This is a genomic window from Lawsonibacter faecis (assembly GCF_014287675.1).
Lineage (GTDB): Bacteria > Bacillota > Clostridia > Oscillospirales > Oscillospiraceae > Pseudoflavonifractor > Pseudoflavonifractor faecis.
Genome location: NZ_JACOPQ010000006.1, coordinates 234,016 through 251,098 on the forward strand (window position 1 = coordinate 234,016; position 17,083 = coordinate 251,098).

General features: G+C 58.0%; 10 protein-coding genes and 1 pseudogene. 10 read left to right on the plus strand and 1 reads right to left on the minus strand.

Features of this window, described 5'->3' with window-relative positions; translation table 11 throughout:
* Nucleotides 1–168: 168 nt before the first annotated feature.
* The 6 genes from H8S62_RS09755 (at nucleotide 169) to H8S62_RS09780 (ending at nucleotide 9,852) form a co-directional block, all read left to right on the plus strand.
* Complete coding sequence (locus H8S62_RS09755; protein ID WP_155147415.1) at nucleotides 169–1,602, plus strand: extracellular solute-binding protein; 1,434 nt, start codon at nucleotides 169–171, stop codon at nucleotides 1,600–1,602.
* 75 nt (nucleotides 1,603–1,677) lie between these two features.
* Nucleotides 1,678–2,571, plus strand: a complete 894-nt coding sequence (locus tag H8S62_RS09760; protein WP_341481041.1) for a carbohydrate ABC transporter permease — start codon at nucleotides 1,678–1,680, stop codon at nucleotides 2,569–2,571.
* Between the two features lie 15 nt (nucleotides 2,572–2,586).
* Nucleotides 2,587–3,408 (plus strand): carbohydrate ABC transporter permease, encoded by an 822-nt coding sequence (locus tag H8S62_RS09765; protein WP_155147417.1) that lies wholly within the window; start codon nucleotides 2,587–2,589, stop codon nucleotides 3,406–3,408.
* 23 nt (nucleotides 3,409–3,431) lie between these two features.
* Nucleotides 3,432–4,727 (plus strand): alpha-amylase family glycosyl hydrolase, encoded by a 1,296-nt coding sequence (locus H8S62_RS09770; RefSeq protein WP_155147419.1) that lies wholly within the window; start codon nucleotides 3,432–3,434, stop codon nucleotides 4,725–4,727.
* 5 nt (nucleotides 4,728–4,732) lie between these two features.
* A complete protein-coding gene (locus tag H8S62_RS09775) occupies nucleotides 4,733–7,129 on the plus strand; it encodes a glycoside hydrolase family 31 protein (RefSeq protein WP_186919141.1) in 2,397 nt (798 codons plus the stop codon).
* Between the two features lie 68 nt (nucleotides 7,130–7,197).
* Nucleotides 7,198–9,852, plus strand: a complete 2,655-nt coding sequence (locus tag H8S62_RS09780) for a carbohydrate binding domain-containing protein (RefSeq protein ID WP_186919142.1) — start codon at nucleotides 7,198–7,200, stop codon at nucleotides 9,850–9,852.
* A gap of 636 nt (nucleotides 9,853–10,488) precedes the next feature.
* Here H8S62_RS09780 and H8S62_RS09785 read toward each other — a convergent pair.
* Nucleotides 10,489–10,899, minus strand: coding sequence for a cupin domain-containing protein (locus tag H8S62_RS09785; protein ID WP_186919143.1), 411 nt, complete (start codon nucleotides 10,897–10,899; stop codon nucleotides 10,489–10,491).
* Nucleotides 10,900–11,309: 410 nt separating this feature from the next.
* Here H8S62_RS09785 and H8S62_RS09790 point away from each other — a divergent pair, with 410 nt between their 5' ends.
* The 4 genes and pseudogenes from H8S62_RS09790 to H8S62_RS09805 form a co-directional block, all read left to right on the plus strand.
* The gene (locus H8S62_RS09790; protein ID WP_173023822.1) at nucleotides 11,310–12,014 is read left to right on the plus strand and encodes a response regulator; all 705 of its coding nucleotides are present in this window, start codon (nucleotides 11,310–11,312) and stop codon (nucleotides 12,012–12,014) included.
* Nucleotides 12,014–13,318 carry a sensor histidine kinase gene (locus H8S62_RS09795; protein WP_186919145.1) on the plus strand — a complete coding sequence of 435 codons (1,305 nt, stop codon included), beginning with the start codon at nucleotides 12,014–12,016 and terminating at the stop codon, nucleotides 13,316–13,318. The genes H8S62_RS09790 and H8S62_RS09795 overlap by 1 nt, the downstream gene beginning before the upstream one ends.
* Nucleotides 13,319–13,576: 258 nt before the next feature.
* Nucleotides 13,577–16,744, plus strand: coding sequence for a glycoside hydrolase family 3 N-terminal domain-containing protein (locus H8S62_RS09800; RefSeq protein ID WP_155147427.1), 3,168 nt, complete (start codon nucleotides 13,577–13,579; stop codon nucleotides 16,742–16,744).
* An 85-nt stretch (nucleotides 16,745–16,829) separates the two neighbouring features.
* Nucleotides 16,830–17,083: pseudogene (locus H8S62_RS09805) on the plus strand (glycosyl hydrolase); the annotation flags it as partial.

Genomic DNA, 17,083 nt, shown 5'->3' on the forward strand with positions numbered 1-17,083 from the left:
TTAGCGATATATTTTATTTAGTTGTTAAATTGCACACAACTTTTAACTATAAATCGTTAATATATACAAATTAAACAAATGCTCTTGACATTTTAAGCGTGAGATATATAATTCAATTAGTTTAGCGATATACCATTAGGAAACAATTTTGACTAGAGGAGGATATTTATGAAAATGCAGAAACTGGCGGTCTCTGTCCTTGCGATCGCGCTCCTTGCCGGCCTGGCGGGCTGCGGCCCCCAGCAGGCGACGGGATCCACGCCCCCCGCATCAACTCCGTCGGACCAGCAGCCCACCAGCTCCCAGCCTGCGGAGCCCTCCCAGTCCCAGGAAGCCCTTCCCGTGATGGGGGACGTGATCCAGTACGACCCCAACCAGCCCGTCAACGGCGGCCAGGACATCGACATCGAGTTCTGGTACTGGACCGGCGCGGCCAACCTGTTTCAGGCCCTGGCCGATCAATACACCGCGATCCATCCCAACGTCCACATCACCCTGGTGGAAAACCCCTGGGACGACTACTGGACCAAGCTTCCCCTGGCGCTTCAGGGAAAAGACGGCCCCGCGATCTTCAACGTACATAACGGCCAGCACGACAACCTGATCGGCTATCTGGCGCCCTACGACATCCCCGTGGACGACCTGAAGGCCGAGTTCGTGGGCGCCTCCGGCCACGTGATCGACGGCAAGATCTACTATACCGACTACGGCCTGATGACGGCGACCATGTACTATAACGTCGATATGTGGGCGGCCGCCGGCCTCACCGACGCGGACATCCCCAAGACCTGGGACGAGTTCCGGGAGGTGGCCAAGAAGCTCACCATTCGGGACGACGCCGGCAACCTGGTCCAGGCGGGCTTCAGCTATAACGGCGGCATCCAGGGCGACGTGCTGGGCATGCAGTACCAGTACGGCCAGGACCTCTTCACTTCGGACAACAAGGTCACCCTGAACAACGACGCCATGAAGTCCGTCATCCAGCGGCTGAAGGATATGTACCTGGTGGACGGCGTGTGCGACTACAACTTTGGCAACAACTCCGGCGACAACTTCGGCCAGGGCTCCGTGGCCATGTACCTCGGGTGGGGCTTTATGACCAACGTACTTGCCCAGAACTTCCCCGACACCCACTTCGCCTGCTTCGAGATCCCGGCCCCCACGGCGGAGGTCCCCTACGCCTACCACCGCTACAACGGCGAATCCACCTTCGGCGTGAATAAGAACGCCTCCGCCGAGCAGCAGGCGGTGGCCCAGGACATCATCCGCTTCTTCCTGGCCAACGACGGCATCCAAAAGGAGTTCTGCCTGGCCAACGCCGTCTTCCCGGCCAAGGCCAGCCTCCAGAGCGACGCGGATCTGCTGGCCATCCCCAGCATCTCCGTCCTGGCCGACCACATCGACCGCTATATCTGGCCCGGCGCCATGCCCAGCACAGTGGAGGACAATGTAAAGATCATGCTGGAGGACGTCTTCTACAACGGCAAGGACTTGGACGCCGCGCTGGCAGACGCGGAGAAGGCCATCAACGACGACCTGGCGAACCTGGACTTTACCTCCCAGGAGTCCATGTACAAGTACGCCGGCGAGGCTCTGGATTGACCCCATAAACGCCGGACACCTGCGGGCGGATCCCCGCCCGCAGGTGTCCGTTTCCACTGAAAGGAGCGACTGCCTGTGAACCGGCCTGCCAGACTGAAAAACCCGCTCCGCAGCCGAAGCGAAGTTATCCTGCGCGGTACCGTGGTATGCGCGCTGGTGATCTTCTTTGTTACCTTCTTTGTCATACCCATCTTCATGGTGTTTGGGGGCAGTTTCTTCCGGTGGAACCCGCTCAAGGGCCAGTTGAACTTCCTGGGGCTGGACAACTGGAAGAGGGTCTTCACCAGCGACCTCTTCTGGCGCTCTATGGGGAACACCGTTTTCTTCGCCGCCGTGGCCACGGTCTTCCGGGTGGTCCTGGGCCTGGCGCTGGCCAGCGCGCTCTACTCCAGGCTCATCAAGCACAAGTCCGTCTACCGGGTGCTCTACTACCTGCCCACCATCACCCCGCTGGTGGCCGTCGCCTTCGTGTGGAAATTCATCTTCGACCCCCGCATCGGCCTGCTGGACCAGCTTCTGAACACCAACATCAACTGGCTCTTCGACAGCCGGTATGCCATGGTCGCCATCCTGATCCTGACCATCTGGAAGGATTTCGGCTATGCCGTCATCATCCTGCTGGGTGGGATGTACTCCCTGCCCCAGGACTGCTACGAGGCCGCCGAGGTGGACGGGGCGGGGGCGTGGCAGCGGTTCCGCCGCCTGACCCTTCCGCTGCTCAAGCCCACCATCCTCTTCATCGTCATCACCTCCCTGATCTCCTATTTCCAGACCTATATCCCCGTCATGGTCCTCACCCAGGGCGGGCCCGGCACCCAGACCTACCTGGCCTCCTACCTCATCTATGAGGAGGCGTTCTCCAAGTACAATTTTGGATACGCCTCGGCGCTGTCCTTCGTACTGTTTATCTTCATCGCACTTTTGACGGGGCTGTCCTTCAAGGTCTCCGGCAAGAGCGACGATACCTGACGGGAGGTGCGGGATATGAAACAGAAGGTAGGCTCCGCCTCTCTCAACATCATTCTGATCGTGTGTAGCGTTCTGACCATTCTCCCCTTTCTCTGGATGCTCTGTTCCTCGTTCAAGACCAACGCGGAGATCAACGCCCTGGCGCAGACCTTCCTGCCCCAGAACTTCACGGCCCAGAACTACGCCGATGTGCTCCAAAAGTTCGACTTCCTCCGATACTTCCTCAACAGCCTCTTCTACGCGCTGGTGATCACGGTGGTCACGGTGTATACCAGCGCCCTGGCGGGCTTCGTCCTCTGCAAATACAGGTTCAAGGGCCGGCAGATGCTCTTTACCCTTATTTTGATGACCATGATGGTCCCCGGCGTGGTGACGATCATCCCCCGCTACAGCATGATGCAGTTCTTCGGCTGGCTGGACACCTACCGGGCCCTCATCATCCCCAGCGTCTTCACGCCCTTTGGCATCTTTATGATGCGCCAGGCCTGCACCTCCATCCCCAACGAGATCCTGGAGGCGGCCCGGATCGACGGCGCCAACGAGTTTTATACCTTCCACCGCATCGTGCTCCCCCAGCTGCGCAACTCCATCGTCAGCATCTCCATCTTCCAGTTCCTCTGGGCCTGGGACGACTACCTCTGGCCCTACCTCATCATCCGCTCCGGGGACAAGCAGCTTTTGTCGGTGGCGCTCAACCTGTTCAGCGGACGATACTCCACGGACTACGCGGGGCTCTTCGCCGCCACCGCCATCGCCATCATCCCCGTGGTCATCTTCTACATCATTTTCCAAAAACGCTTTGTCGAAGGGGTCTCCGCCTCTGCGGTAAAGGGCTGAGCGAACCAAGGAGGAATTTTCACATGGCTAAAAATACGAGCAAGGCATACCGGAACCAGGTGATGTACTCCGTCTTTGTCCGCAACCACAGCGCGGGCGGCGATTTTGAGGGGGTCCGCCGGGACCTGGACCGGATCCGGGACCTGGGTGTGGATATCGTCTGGCTGCTGCCCATCCACCCCATCGGGGAGACCGCCCGCAAGGGCGAGCTGGGCAGTCCCTACGCCATCCGGGATTACCGGGCGGTGGACCCGGAGTACGGCACGCTGCAGGACTTCATCCGGCTGGTGGACGACATCCACGCCCACGGCATGAAGTGTATTATCGACGTGGTCTATAACCACACCTCCCCCGACTCCTGGCTGGCGGAACACCACCCCGAATGGTTCTACCACAAGCCGGACGGCAGCTTTGGCAACAAGGTGGGCGAGTGGCCCGACGTGATCGACCTGGACTATGGCCAGCCCGGGCTTTGGGACTACCAGATCGAGACTCTGAAGCAGTGGGCGGCCATCGTGGACGGATTCCGCTGCGACGTGGCCCCCCTGATCCCTCTGGACTTCTGGCTCCGGGCCAGGGAGGAGGTGGAAAAGGTCCGCCCCGGCTGCTTCTGGCTGAGCGAGTCGGTGGAGCCTGTCTTCACCGTGGAAAACCGCGCCCGGGGGATGGTCAGCCTCTCCGATTCTGAGATTTTCCAGGCCTTTGACGTCTGCTATGAGTACGATATCTTCTCGATTTTCAAGGACAGTCTGGAGGGAAAGGTCCCCCTGGGACGGTACGCAGAGGCTGTGGACCAGCAGGAGGCCATCTACCCCGAGAATTACGTGAAGCTCCGCTATCTGGAGAATCACGACAACGCCCGGGCCGCTTTCCTCCTCCCCGACGAGACAGCGCTCTTGAATTGGACGGCTTTTACCTATTTTCAGAAGGGCATGACGCTGCTCTACGCGGGGCAGGAGGCGGCGTGTGAGCATCTGCCCAGCCTCTTCGACAGGGATCCGGTGGAGTGGAACACCGGCAGGGACCTGTCCCCGCTGCTCCAAAAGCTCTATGCCGTCAAGAAGCATCCCCTGCTCACAGACAGCAGATACGAGGTGCGCGCCCTGCCCCACGGCGTCTTGTACGCGACCCACCGCGCAGGAGACCGCCAGCTGGTCGGCATCTTCAGCACCCGTGGAGAGTGCTCTCTCCTGTCGGTGGACGTGCCGGACGGGCGGTATGTAAACCTGCTGGACGGCGGCTGTGTGGAGGTCCGGGCCGGAAAGGTGAGCTGCAAGGGCAGGCCCATGATCTTTGAGACCGCCCGAGAGGGGGCGTAGCGCCCATGGACGCACTGTATCTTCACGGCGGCTGCCGCCCTGAGAGCGTGGTCCAGGGGGAGCGTTACCGCTTTACGCTGCTCACCTCCCGCCTGGTCCGCATCGAGTATTCCCAGGACGGCGTCTTTGAGGACCGGCCCAGCCAGCTCGCAGTCAACCGGGCGTTCGACGTTCCCTCCTTCAATGTCCAGGACACCCCCGTCGGCCTGGAGATCCACACGGAGCACCTCAGCCTCTTCTACGACAAGGGCCCCCTCTCCCCCGGCGGCCTATCCATCAAGGTGCGCAGCGCCTGCCGCGGCATCTACAGCACCTGGCGCTATGGGGAAGCGCTGACGGAAAACCTGGGCGGCACGGCCCGGACACTGGATCAGGCTGACGGCGCGGTGCCCCTGGAGCCCGGTGTGCAGTCTAGGCTCCAGGGATACAGCGTGCTGGACGACAGCGCGTCCCTGCTCCTGCTGGAGGACGGCTGGGTGGCGCCCCGCAGGGAGGGGACAGTAGACCTCTACTTCTTCGGGTACGGCTACGCCTACCAGGAGTGCATCCGGGACTTTTTCCGGCTCAGCGGCAGTACGCCGCTGCTCCCCCGCTATGCGCTGGGGAACTGGTGGAGCCGCTTCCACCCCTACAGCGCGGAGGACTATGAAACCCTCATGGACCGCTTTCGGGAGGAGGGGGTCCCCCTCAGCGTGGCGGTTCTGGATATGGACTGGCACATCACAGACGTGGACCCCAGGGACGGGAAGGGCTGGACCGGCTATACCTGGAACCGGGCGCTCATACCCCGGCCCACAGAATTTTTGGACAGTCTGCACGACCGCGGCCTGAAGGTCACCCTTAACCTGCACCCGGCGGAGGGCGTACAGCCCCACGAGGAACAGTACGCCGCCGCCGCCCGAGCGCTGGGGCGGGATGCCGAGAAAAGGGCGCCCATCCCCTTCGACTTCTGCGATCCGGCTTTCGTGCGGACCTACTTCGAGTGCCTGCTCCGCCCGCTGGAGAAAGACGGGGTGGACTTCTGGTGGATCGACTGGCAGCAGGGAGAGGCCGCCCGTCTGCCGGGGGCGGACCCGCTGTGGCTGCTAAATCATTTTCACTTTTTGGAGAGCGCCGCACAGGGAAAGCGGCCCATGATTTTCTCCCGCTACGCCGGTCCGGGCAGCCACCGCTACCCGGTGGGCTTCTCCGGGGACAGCGTCATCAGCTGGGCGTCGCTGGACTTTCAGCCCTTCTTCACCGCCACGGCGGCCAACATCGGCTACGGCTGGTGGAGCCACGATATCGGCGGGCACTGTGGAGGTAGGAAGGACGAGGAGCTGATGGTCCGCTGGGTGCAGTTCGGGGTGTTCTCGCCCATCATGCGCCTGCACAGCACGTCCAATCTCTTCAACGGAAAGGAGCCCTGGAAATTTGGCGAGCCAGCCTGCGGCATCCTCAAGCGCTTCCTGCGCCTGCGCCACCAGCTTATCCCGTACCTCTATACCCTGAACTGGCGATGCAGCCAGGAGGGCGTGCTCCCGATCAGGCCCATGTATTACGACTGCCCCGACCAGGAGGCGGCCTACGAGGTGCCCAACCAGTATGCGTTCGGCGAGGAACTGCTCGTCTGCCCCGTCACCGCCCCCGCCGACCCGGATCTGGGGCTGGGCCACACGGTGGCCTGGCTGCCGGAGCGGCTGTACTTCGACTTCTTTACCGGTATGCGCTACCACGGCTGCCGCAAGCTCAATCTCTACCGTCCGCTGGACCTGATCCCCGTCTTGGCGCCCGCCGGGGCCATCGTCCCCTTGACAGCGGAGGAGGAGGCCGTCCGGAAGGGGACTGCCCTGCCCGTCCACATGGACGTGAGGATCTTCGGCGGCAGGAGCGGCAGCTTCGAGCTGTACGAGGACGACGGCGATAGCACCGCCTACCAGTCCGGCGCGTCCGCCGTCACACGCTACGAGTTCCACTGGGGCAGTGTAGAAAATGCCTCTTTCCAAATCATCCCCGGCCCGGATCCCGCAGACGTTCGGCCACAGAAGCGGCAGCATACACTGGCCTTCGTCGGCGTGAACGATATGGACGGGATCGAGGTGGAGGCCGGCGGGGACCCGGTGTCCTTTTCCCACAAGTTCGATCCTGCGCGAAATGCGCTGATTTTGGACCTCTCCCCCCTGGACAGTGTCAGCACGGTCATCGTGCACTTTCCCGGGCCGCTCGTTCTGGCTAAGAACGCGGTGGACCACCGCATTTTCGAGCTGCTGAACGGGATGCGGATCGATTACGAGGGAAAGGACCGGATCTATCGCTGCATATCCCACAGCAACGGTGCGGATTATGCATTCTGTGAGCTGCAGACCATGGGTCTGCCCTCCGGAGTTTTGAACGCCATAGCAGAGATCTTATTTGCGCAGTAGGGGGAGTGATGTAAGCGCAGCATTGATCAGAACGAGCATAAAAATTTAATTAAGAGAGGAAAGGACTTATGAAAAAGAAAACATTGATTTCTCGCAAAGTCATCGCGTCCTGTCTGACCCTCGTCATGCTCTTTGCCCTTGTTCCAGCAGCTTCTGCACGTGACAGCGAAAGCACACGGATGGGGACGTCGCTCTATCCTCTCTATTGGACGGCCTACGAACCCTGCTTCACCGCCGATGCGCCACTCGACGAGGCGCGTTGGAAGGCCAATATAGATTGGGTCGCTGAAAATCTGCTCCCTGCCGGTTACACCATGGTCACCACCGACGGCTGGCTGGGCGGATCGACTCAAACAACGGAAAACGGCTATCTTTTTAAATATAACGACAACTGGGAGCACGATTGGCAGTATTGGGCGGACTATTGCCGATCCAAGGGCCTTGATATGGGGGTATACTATAATCCCCTCTGGATCATCGACTCTGTCCGCGATGACCCATCCAAAACGGTTATTGGAACTAATATTCCCATACAGGATATCTACACAGCCGGTTTTGCCGATGTCACCAAGACAGGCGCCAAGGAGTATATCCAGGGCTATGTCAAATACTTCAAGGATATGGGCGTCCGCTTCCTGCGTGTGGATTTCCTCTGCTGGTATGAGACCGGCGCCGGTTCCGGCGGGGCGCCCGTAGGGGTTCCGGCCTGGGGCAGCGAGAACTACGCCAAAGCACTCAGGTGGATCACAGAGGCCGCTGGCGACGATATGGAAGTCAGCCTGGTCATGCCGAACTCTCTTAACCACGCCGCCAACGAGGTGCTGTATGGCGACTTGATGCGGGTAGATACCGACACCACCAATGGCGACTGGACCTGGTTGAACAAGGGCAGCTTTGGCGACGAGCGCCAGACCTGGAACGACCGATTCTGTCAATGGGCGAACCCTTTCCAGGGACTCACAGGCTTCTCTGATATCGGCGGGCGTGGAAACCTGACGCTGGACGGAGATTTTCTGCGGATCCAAAATTTTACTGGTCCCTATGCAGACAACGAGAAGCGCTCTGCCATCTCACTCTTTACCATGGCGGGTTCCCCCCTTGCGGTGGCCAGCCAATATGATACTATCGGTAACAATCTTTCCTATCTCACCAACCCCGAGATCCTTGCACTTAAAAAAGACGGCTTCGTCGGCAAGCCCGTCTACTACAACGGCAACCCCTTTGAGCCCTCCTACAGCGGCGGGCCGGACACCGGCAGCCGCGATTCCGAGCGTTGGATCGGCCAGACCTCCCGCGGCGACTGGGTGGTAGCCCTCTTCAACCGTTCGGATGCCACCGTGACCAAGTCCATTGATTTTGCGCAGCTCCTGGGGCTTACCAACGGCGGCTCCGTCCACGATGTCTGGAATCACACCAATCTTGGTTCCATGTCAAGCTATACGGTCAGCCTGGCTCCCCATGATGTGAGCATGATCACCATCACTCCCGACCGGCGGGACACTACCGCCGTGCGCTACGAGGCTGAGGCAGCCTCCTTCCGAAACGGTGCGCACTTCAACAACGACCACACCGGACAGTCCGGCAACGGATTTGTAGATCAGCTTAGCGGCGAACACGCCGGGGCCAACGTGCTTTTTGGCGTCAACGCCGACTATGCGGGAATTTATCAAGTAACTGTCCGCTACGCCAACGCCACGGGTGCAGTCAGCACAGGGAGCGTTGATGTCCGCGGGATAGACGGGCAGATATACTCTACCAGTTCCCTCGCCATGCCCAACATGACCACATGGGATGATTGGGGAAGCGTGACGGTTGATCTGTCTCTGCATCAAGGGATAAATCTTATTACTGTCACCAGAGGCGCAGAGGATACCGGTGCATTCAATTTGGACTGCATTGACGTTCAGGCCGCCAAGCTGGTCAACTCCGGCTTCGAGAAAGGGGATTTGACCGGTTGGACTGCTACTGGCACCAACTGCGGTGTAGACTCAAGCGATATGTACAGCGGCAGCTACAAATGCTATTTCTGGTCCGATTCGGCATTTCAGCAAAAAATCGATCAGACCCTCACGCTGCCAAACGGAACCTACCTGGTCTCCGCCGCAGTCAAGCAGTATAGCGGTACCCCGGAGATCTGCCGGATGGAGTTGAGCGGATTCGGCGGCTCGGTGCAATATACAGAGATCCCCCACGGCAATTCTTATGCTCGGATCTATGACATGGTCAGCGTTACAAGCGGATCCCTCAACATCGCTTTTTACGAGCAGGCAAGCGGAAGCGCCAATCTTCAAATCGATGACGTTAAGATCCTCCCCTGTGGAGATGTACAAAATTTTGGCTTTGAAACTGGAGATCTGACCGGTTGGATCGCAACCGGCAGCAGCGCCGGCGTGGACGGGAGCGACGTCTATCAGGGCAATTATAAATGCTACTTCTGGAACGACACACAGTTCACGCAGAAGCTGGAACAGACGGTCACCGGTCTTCAAAATGGTACGCATGTCGTGACTGCATGGGTAAAGCAGGACTCTGGCGATCCTTCCGTTTGCCAGATGGAACTGTCCGACTACGGCGGAAGCACCGTCTATAGCAGAGTCCCACACAGCACGGAGTATATGCAGATCTCCGGAACTGTTTATGTGACAAACGGCAGAATCAAAATCACGTTCCTGGAGGAAGGCAACGGCTGTAATCTTCAAATCGATTGCATCGCAGTACAGTAGCCGACGCAGGATCTTCTTTGACCTACTTAGGAGCGGTTGCCTCATAACCGGATCACACAGCTGCGGAGGCCACTCGATTTGTGGTCTCCGCTTTTTAAATCCTGGGAAGGACGTATTTCCCAACCTAGTCGGAATCGAGTGGGACCCGATTGCGGCCGGCGGCGGGACCGTCCCCCCTTAGGGCATGCCGTACCGCGCTTACTACAGTCTATATCGACAATGGGACGCATCATTCAGCGTAATGTAAATTGACCGCATAGCCCTAGTCTCGACAAGTTTTTACAAGATTATCTGTAGTTCGACTCCCCGCTGGGTCACCAACATTGTGTACCAATTTAGATGCCGACTGGGGAAACCCAGTCGGCATCAGGCTTTGCGGGGTTTTTATACCCCCAAATCTCACCTTTTTTTCAATAGATATTTTTACCCCGTTTTGGGGCAAAACAGGACTCGAACTCTCACAACCTACAGTAATGCTAGAAGAGGCGGTCACTTTATAAGAAGTGGCCGCCTCTTCCTATATCGAAAAAATCAAAATCTGTACCGTAGACAGATCCTGACATCACCTTTTACTTAGGCGGGGGATAAACATGTAGCAGAAAATATAGGATCGATCCATATAAGTACTTCTTCTAATTATGGCAGCTGATCATACTCCTCGCCGCTGACCGGCTCACACCACTCGTTTGTTGCACCCTCACCGGGCACCTCCACGGCAAGATGGACAAACCAGCTGTCCTTGGCCGCGCCGTGCCAGTGCTTAATACCGGCGGGGATATGGACCACGTCGCCGGGATGGAGTTCCCGGGCTTCCCGGCCCCACTCCTGATACCAGCCTCGACCGGAGGTACACAGCAGGATCTGCCCGCCGCCGCTGGTGGCACGATGGATGTGCCAGTTGTTCCGGCACTTGGGTTCAAAGGTTACGTTTCCGATGACCACGCCCTCGGTGGAGAGCATGTTCAGATAGCTGCGTCCAACAAAAAACTCTGCATAGCTGTCGTTTTCCGGGCCTCTCTCAAAAATAGTATCTACTGCTTTTGACACTTCTTGTTCCTCCTTCGTGCGGCGGTGCTGCCGCTCTTTACTATCAGCCCCTGCTCATACTTTTCGGTTTTGTTGTTTTGAGTTGGTCCGAAACGCCCACATCTCCGCCATGGCTGACTTCTGTAGCCGTCATCAATAGACCTGTCTCGTTAAGCTGTGCATCACTATACAACATCCCTTGCCCCTTCTTCCGCCTGGCCCCCAGCAATGGATAAGCCTTTCTCCACGCGCCCCCCGACAGTTCCGGCCCCCCTTTCATTGTTGATTAACCTTAGCACTTGGAGTGCGCTCTAAGTCAACCCCTATCAAAAAATTTTTATGTTTTGGCAGATGGCTGGCGGTTGAGAAACAATGTGCCGCCATGTATAATGGCCTCATAGCGAATGCGTGATGTTAGGGGGGGAGGAACGGTGAAAGTTGCGCTAGTGGATGACGACCAGAGATTTCTGACCCTCCAGCAGGAGTATGTAGAGCGGTTTTCACGGGAGGAAGGCGTTCCCTGCAATGCGATCTCTTTTACCAGCGGTTTTCAGTTGATGGACGGATATACCGGAACCTATGACGCAGTCTTCCTGGACATTGAGATGCCGGGTATGAACGGTCTGGAAACAGCCCAGATGCTACGGACGGCGGACCAGAGTGTCTGTATCGTCTTTGTGACCAACATGGCCCAATACGCAATCAGGGGTTATGCAGTCAACGCCCTAGATTTTGTGGTAAAGCCCATTGAGTATTTTACCTTTGCTGACAAATTGAAAAAGGTCCTGCGGTACCGTAGCCTCCGCCCCGAGCGCGAGGCGTTGCTCAGCCGGGAGGGAGGGCTTGTCCGGGTGCCCTACTCCCAGATTTACTACCTGGAAAAGGATAAAAACTATCTGATCTATCACACACAGCAGGGGGCATTCCGGGAGCGCGGTACTGTTCTGGAGAAGGAACCCGACTTTCTGGACTGCGGATTTGCCAGGTGCACCAGCGGTTGTCTTGTTAACCTTCAGCACGTGCGGAAGACCAGCCGGGATACTGTCCTGGTGGGAGAGGACACACTGCCCCTCAGCCGTCAGCACCGAAAGCCCTTTGTAGACAGCCTGATGAAATACCTGGGGGGTGCGCTCTGATGGGAAATTACATTTACTCCTATTTCGTTCATTTCTCTGTTCAGCTCTTCATTGCAGTAGGGTTCTTCGCCTGTGTCCTTCCCCGGCGCAGGTATTTCTGGGCTAGGCTACTGTCTATGCTGGTGGTTTACTTTACTGCTGGATACGGCTACATCAAACTGGTCAACCTGATTCCCGACCCATTCTATCCCCTGTCCATCTTCTACTATCTTATCCTGTTCGGTGTAGCCTTGGTGATGATATACGGCTGCTTTACGGCGCAGCTCCGAGAAGTTCTGTTCGTGGGCACAGCCGGCTACGCCGTCCAGCACATGACCTACGCCGCCGTGGCCGCTCTGAAATATTTTGTACGCCGGTTCTGGGGTGCGGACATCATACCAAAGGCGGTGGATGAGGTCGTCCTCAATTTGCTCGTGTATGTGCTCGTGGGATATGCCTGTTACCGGCTTCTGGCCAGGCCCAACACGGAGCGCGGGGAACTAAAGCGGGCTGACCCGCGGATGGTCGGCCTCTCCCTGGCGGTGCTGCTCAGCAGCGTGGTCTTTTCGGTCTTTCTCGACTTTCAAACCAGCTCCACCACCCTTATCATCTGTCGCCTGTATGGCGTCATAGCCTGTGCGCTGGGGCTGTTCATGCAGTTCAACATCTCCCGGGGAAACCAGCTGGAGCACGACAATGAGATGCTGGAATACATGCTCCATCTGGAAAAACAACAGCACGAAATGGCTCGGGAGAACATCGACATTATCAACATCAAGTGTCATGACCTGAAATACCAGATCGCCGCCTTGGAGAATATGGACAGCCGGGATCAGCGCCGGAAGTCCATTGAGGAGCTGGAGCGCTCTGTTATGATCTACGACAGTTTGATCCAGTCCGGCAACGATGCCTTTGATTTGATATTGACGGAGAAAAGCCTCATCTGCAAGAAATATCGTATTAAATTCAGCTATATTGTGGACGGGGAAAAGCTGAATTTCATGGAGGCGTCGGACATCTGCTCCCTTTTTGGAAACGCTCTAGACAACGCCATCGAAAGCGTCATCCCTGCGGCAGAGGAGCGGCGCATCATCAGCCTGCGGGTAACTTCCGAGGGGGAGATGCTCCTTATTCATCTGGAAAACTACTGTACCCAGCCCCCGTCTTTTGAGGATGGATTGCCTGTGACTACTAAGGAGGACAAGGAATTCCACGGTTTCGGCACCAGAAGCATTCGGTATATTATCGGTCGTTACGGCGGTGACGTTAGTATGAGCGTGTCCGAGGATCGGTTCAGTCTGGATATCCTGTTCAGCCTTAGCTGAGTGTCCGCTCTCTTGCATCCATTCATCTCGTCAAAAACAGTTCTCAATTTTTATACAATCTGCCAAAAGGGCCGGCCCAGTGGGCCGGCCCTTTTACCAAATATACCTCCAGGCGAACCGATTTTACCAATAGTGTCCGGGCACGGTATTCATGTGTTACGATCCTCCTGAACTCAGGGCAGGATTCCAGCAAGTGGGTACAAGTCACTGGGGCCCTCCCCTCCCACACAGCAGTTATCATTTGAAGGAGGAAATGAAATGGCAAAAACTACATTGAAAATGGGCACTAAAAAGTTCACCATCATCTGGTCCAGCGTGCTGGCGGTACTGCTGGTCCTCATCATCGGCGCGACCTGGGCGATGAATTTTTTCGCCCTCTCCATGGACATTTTCCTGGGCCGAGGCAAGCAGGTCGTGACGGTCCCTGAGAATGTATCAGCATGGGACACCGACTACTACACCGAACTTTACGCCGACGGGGATGAGCTTATGGCGCTCTCCCAGGAGGCTGCTCTGACCCTGGCCGAGGAGGGCGAGGTCCTCTTCAAAAACAACGGCGTGCTCCCCCTGGCACAGGGCGCAGAAGTGACACCCTTTGGTTACCGCTACGTGGTTCCCGTATACGGCGGCAGCGGTTCCGGCAATGTGAACACTGAGTCCTCCCGCATTGTCAGCGCGCAGTCCGCACTGAACCGCTACTTTACGGTCAACTCTACCATGGAAAACACCCTTACTCACGCCCACGCCCGCGGTATGGGCCTGGACGGATATGAGAATCCGGACGAAAAGGGTGGTTTCACCGGCTCGACCCATAAAATCATTGAATACTCTCCTGAAGTCTATACCGGCACCGAGGCATCCTGCGCCGGTACTACCGGCATTGTCTTCATTGGCAGGGCGGGCGGCGAGGGCCGCGACCTGTTGGCGAATGTGGAAGGCAGTCCTCTCCACGGCGGCGCGTACTTTGACGGTACGCCCCACCAGCTGGCGCTCTCCGAGGACGAAAAGGATATGATCCGCTTTGCCAAAGCCAACTGCGATAAAATCGTGGTCATTTTGAATACCTCCAACGTCATGGAAATCTCCGAGTTGATGGCCGACGGTGGCGACCTGGCTGCCGATGCCGTTCTTTGGATCGGCAGCCCCGGCGGCATGGGTCTGGAGGCCATGGCCAAAATTCTCTGCGGCGAGGTCAATCCCTCCGGCAAATCTGTGGACCTGTGGATGACCGACATCATGTCCGACCCCGTTATGAGCAATTTTGGCAATGTGGAGTACGATAACCTCATGATGCTCCCCGGCGGTTTTCCAGAGACAGTGGGTGAGCCGACCGAGATGAACTTCATCGAGTACGAGGAGAATGTCTATCTAGGTTACCGCTACTATGAGACCGTGTCCGCCACCGGCGGCAGTTTCAGCGTATTCGGTCAGGACGGCAAAACCTACGACGACGCCGTGCAGGTACCCTTCGGCTTCGGCCTGAGCTACGGGACAGATTTCTCCCAGACCATCACGTCCTTTGATGACTCTGGGGACGAAATCGTTATGACGGTACGGGTCGCAAATAACGGGTCCGTCGCGGGCAAGGATGTGGTGCAGGTCTACCATAACCCGCCCTATACCGATTTTGACATTCAAAACCGTATCGAAAAACCCACCGCAAACCTGGTAGAATTTTCTAAAACCGGTGAGATCGCCCCCGGCGCTTATGAGGATGTCACCCTCACCTTCGCCAAAGAAGACATGGCCTCCTACTGCTATACCCGTCAGAATCCCGACGGCACCACCGGCGCCTATGTGCTGGAAAGCGGCGACTATGAGATCAGCGTCAACAAGAACTCCCACGAGAGGTACGACGTAAGGACCACTACCGTCTCCAGCACAATTTGGTACGATGGTACCAACCCCCGCCAGTCCGAAATCGACGCCCAGGCAATTCTGGACGAGGACGGTCTTCCCTCCGGCGTTCCCATGGCGGCAGAGTCCGACCCCGACGCCACATTCCTGGCTGCCCACAATCTCTTCCAGGATCTGACCGACCATATGGTCTCCACCAGTCAGCTCACCCGGGCCAACGGCTCGCTCACGAACAGCGCCACCGCTCCCCGCGCCGACGAGCGCATGGCCCCTGCTGGTATCGGTACGGACGACGGCACCGGGATGATGACGCTCCAGCAGATGGATCTCAGCACCGACCCCGTTCTCGGCAATATGGAGGGCAGCAAGGTATATACCGCTGATATGCCCACTACTGGGGCCGAAAACGGCCTGTCCCTGGCCTCTCTGCGGGGCCTGAGCTACTACGACCCCCTGTGGGATGCCTTGCTGGACCAGCTCGACCTTACAGACCCCAACCTCTATGTGGCCCTGGCCGCCTCCTATGACCAGACTGCAGCCGTAGTCTCTGTTGGCAAGCCTGCTACTGTGGACTACGACGGCCCCCAAGGCATCGTGGGCAGCATCACCGACTCCTTCGAGTATACCGCCTATCCCTGTGAGCCCATCATCGCCGCCACTTTCAACCGGGACCTTGCGTACAAGATGGGCGAGGCGGTGGGTCAGGAGGCCATTGCAGCCGGGGTCAATAGTTGGTATGCCCCCGCCATGAACCTCCACCGCTCTCCTTTCTCCGGCCGCAACTTCGAGTACTACAGCGAGGACCCCGTCCTGTCCGGCCAGATGGCCGCGAGCGAAGTATCCGGTTGCTCCGACCAGGGCCTTATCACCACCATCAAGCACTTCGCGCTCAACGACCAGGAGATGTACGACAATGACCGCAGTCGTGTGGCCACCTGGGCCAACGAGCAGGCTATCCGGGAACTCTACCTCAAGCCCTTCGAGACGGCCATTAAGGAGGCCAGGATGACTGTCAATTACATCTCCGACAGCGAGGGCAGCCGATCCGCCAAGATTATGCGGGGCGCCACCGCAGTCATGGGCTGTATGAACTATTGGGGCTTCACCTGGGGCGGTTCCAGTTATGCGCTGAACACCGAGCTTCTCCGGGACGAGTGGGGCTTCCAGGGCTTTGTTATTACAGATATGATGATGAACGCCGGCTCTAACAGCGTGGACCAGGCCCTACGGGCCGGGAACGACACCTGGATGGCCTGGGGCGACGCCTTTACCACCATGATCCAGGACACCTCCAGTCCCACCGGTGTGTCTGTCATCCGCCGCTGCGTCAAAAACATGAGCTATGCAATCGCCAACAGCCGGGCCATGGATGGGCTGGCTCCCGGCACGGTCATCACCTACAAGACCGCCCCCTGGGTCATCGGCCTGACCATTGCAAACGTCGTGGTCTATGCCTTCATCATTGTCATGGCCGCATACATGGTCTTACGCGCCCGGGACGCCAAGCGGTATCCGGAAAAGTACGCCCAGCCTAAGCCGCGCAAGGCCCATACAGAGATCCCGCGCTGACCGAACAGCCACATTACAATAGCCTGGCCTCCCGTTCCCGCCTCTGGGATGGGAGGCCAGGCTTAACATCAGGGAGAAATGAAGCATGAAATACTTAGACCTGATCGCACGGATGACGCTGGAAGAGAAATGCAGTCTGCTGAGCGGGGGGACCCAGTTTACGACGAAGGCCGTGAAGCGGCTGGGCATCCCGGAGATGTACCTGTCGGACGGCCCCCATGGGCTGCGCAAGCAGGCGGGGGCGGCGGACCACCTGGGGCTGAACGCCAGTCTCCCCGCAACCTGCTTCCCCACGGCGGCGACCATGGCCAACTCCTGGGATGAGCGCCTGGGGGAGGA

What these genes read in the sequence shown, in the direction of transcription:
- H8S62_RS09780 (WP_186919142.1), top strand. Translation starts at nt 7,198, where the DNA reads ATGAAAAAGAAAACATTGATTTCTCGCAAAGTCATCGCGTCCTGTCTG.
- H8S62_RS09755 (WP_155147415.1), top strand. Translation starts at nt 169, where the DNA reads ATGAAAATGCAGAAACTGGCGGTCTCTGTCCTTGCGATCGCGCTCCTT.
- H8S62_RS09795 (WP_186919145.1), top strand. Translation starts at nt 12,014, where the DNA reads ATGGGAAATTACATTTACTCCTATTTCGTTCATTTCTCTGTTCAGCTC.
- H8S62_RS09765 (WP_155147417.1), top strand. Translation starts at nt 2,587, where the DNA reads ATGAAACAGAAGGTAGGCTCCGCCTCTCTCAACATCATTCTGATCGTG.
- H8S62_RS09775 (WP_186919141.1), top strand. Translation starts at nt 4,733, where the DNA reads ATGGACGCACTGTATCTTCACGGCGGCTGCCGCCCTGAGAGCGTGGTC.
- H8S62_RS09770 (WP_155147419.1), top strand. Translation starts at nt 3,432, where the DNA reads ATGGCTAAAAATACGAGCAAGGCATACCGGAACCAGGTGATGTACTCC.
- H8S62_RS09800 (WP_155147427.1), top strand. Translation starts at nt 13,577, where the DNA reads ATGGCAAAAACTACATTGAAAATGGGCACTAAAAAGTTCACCATCATC.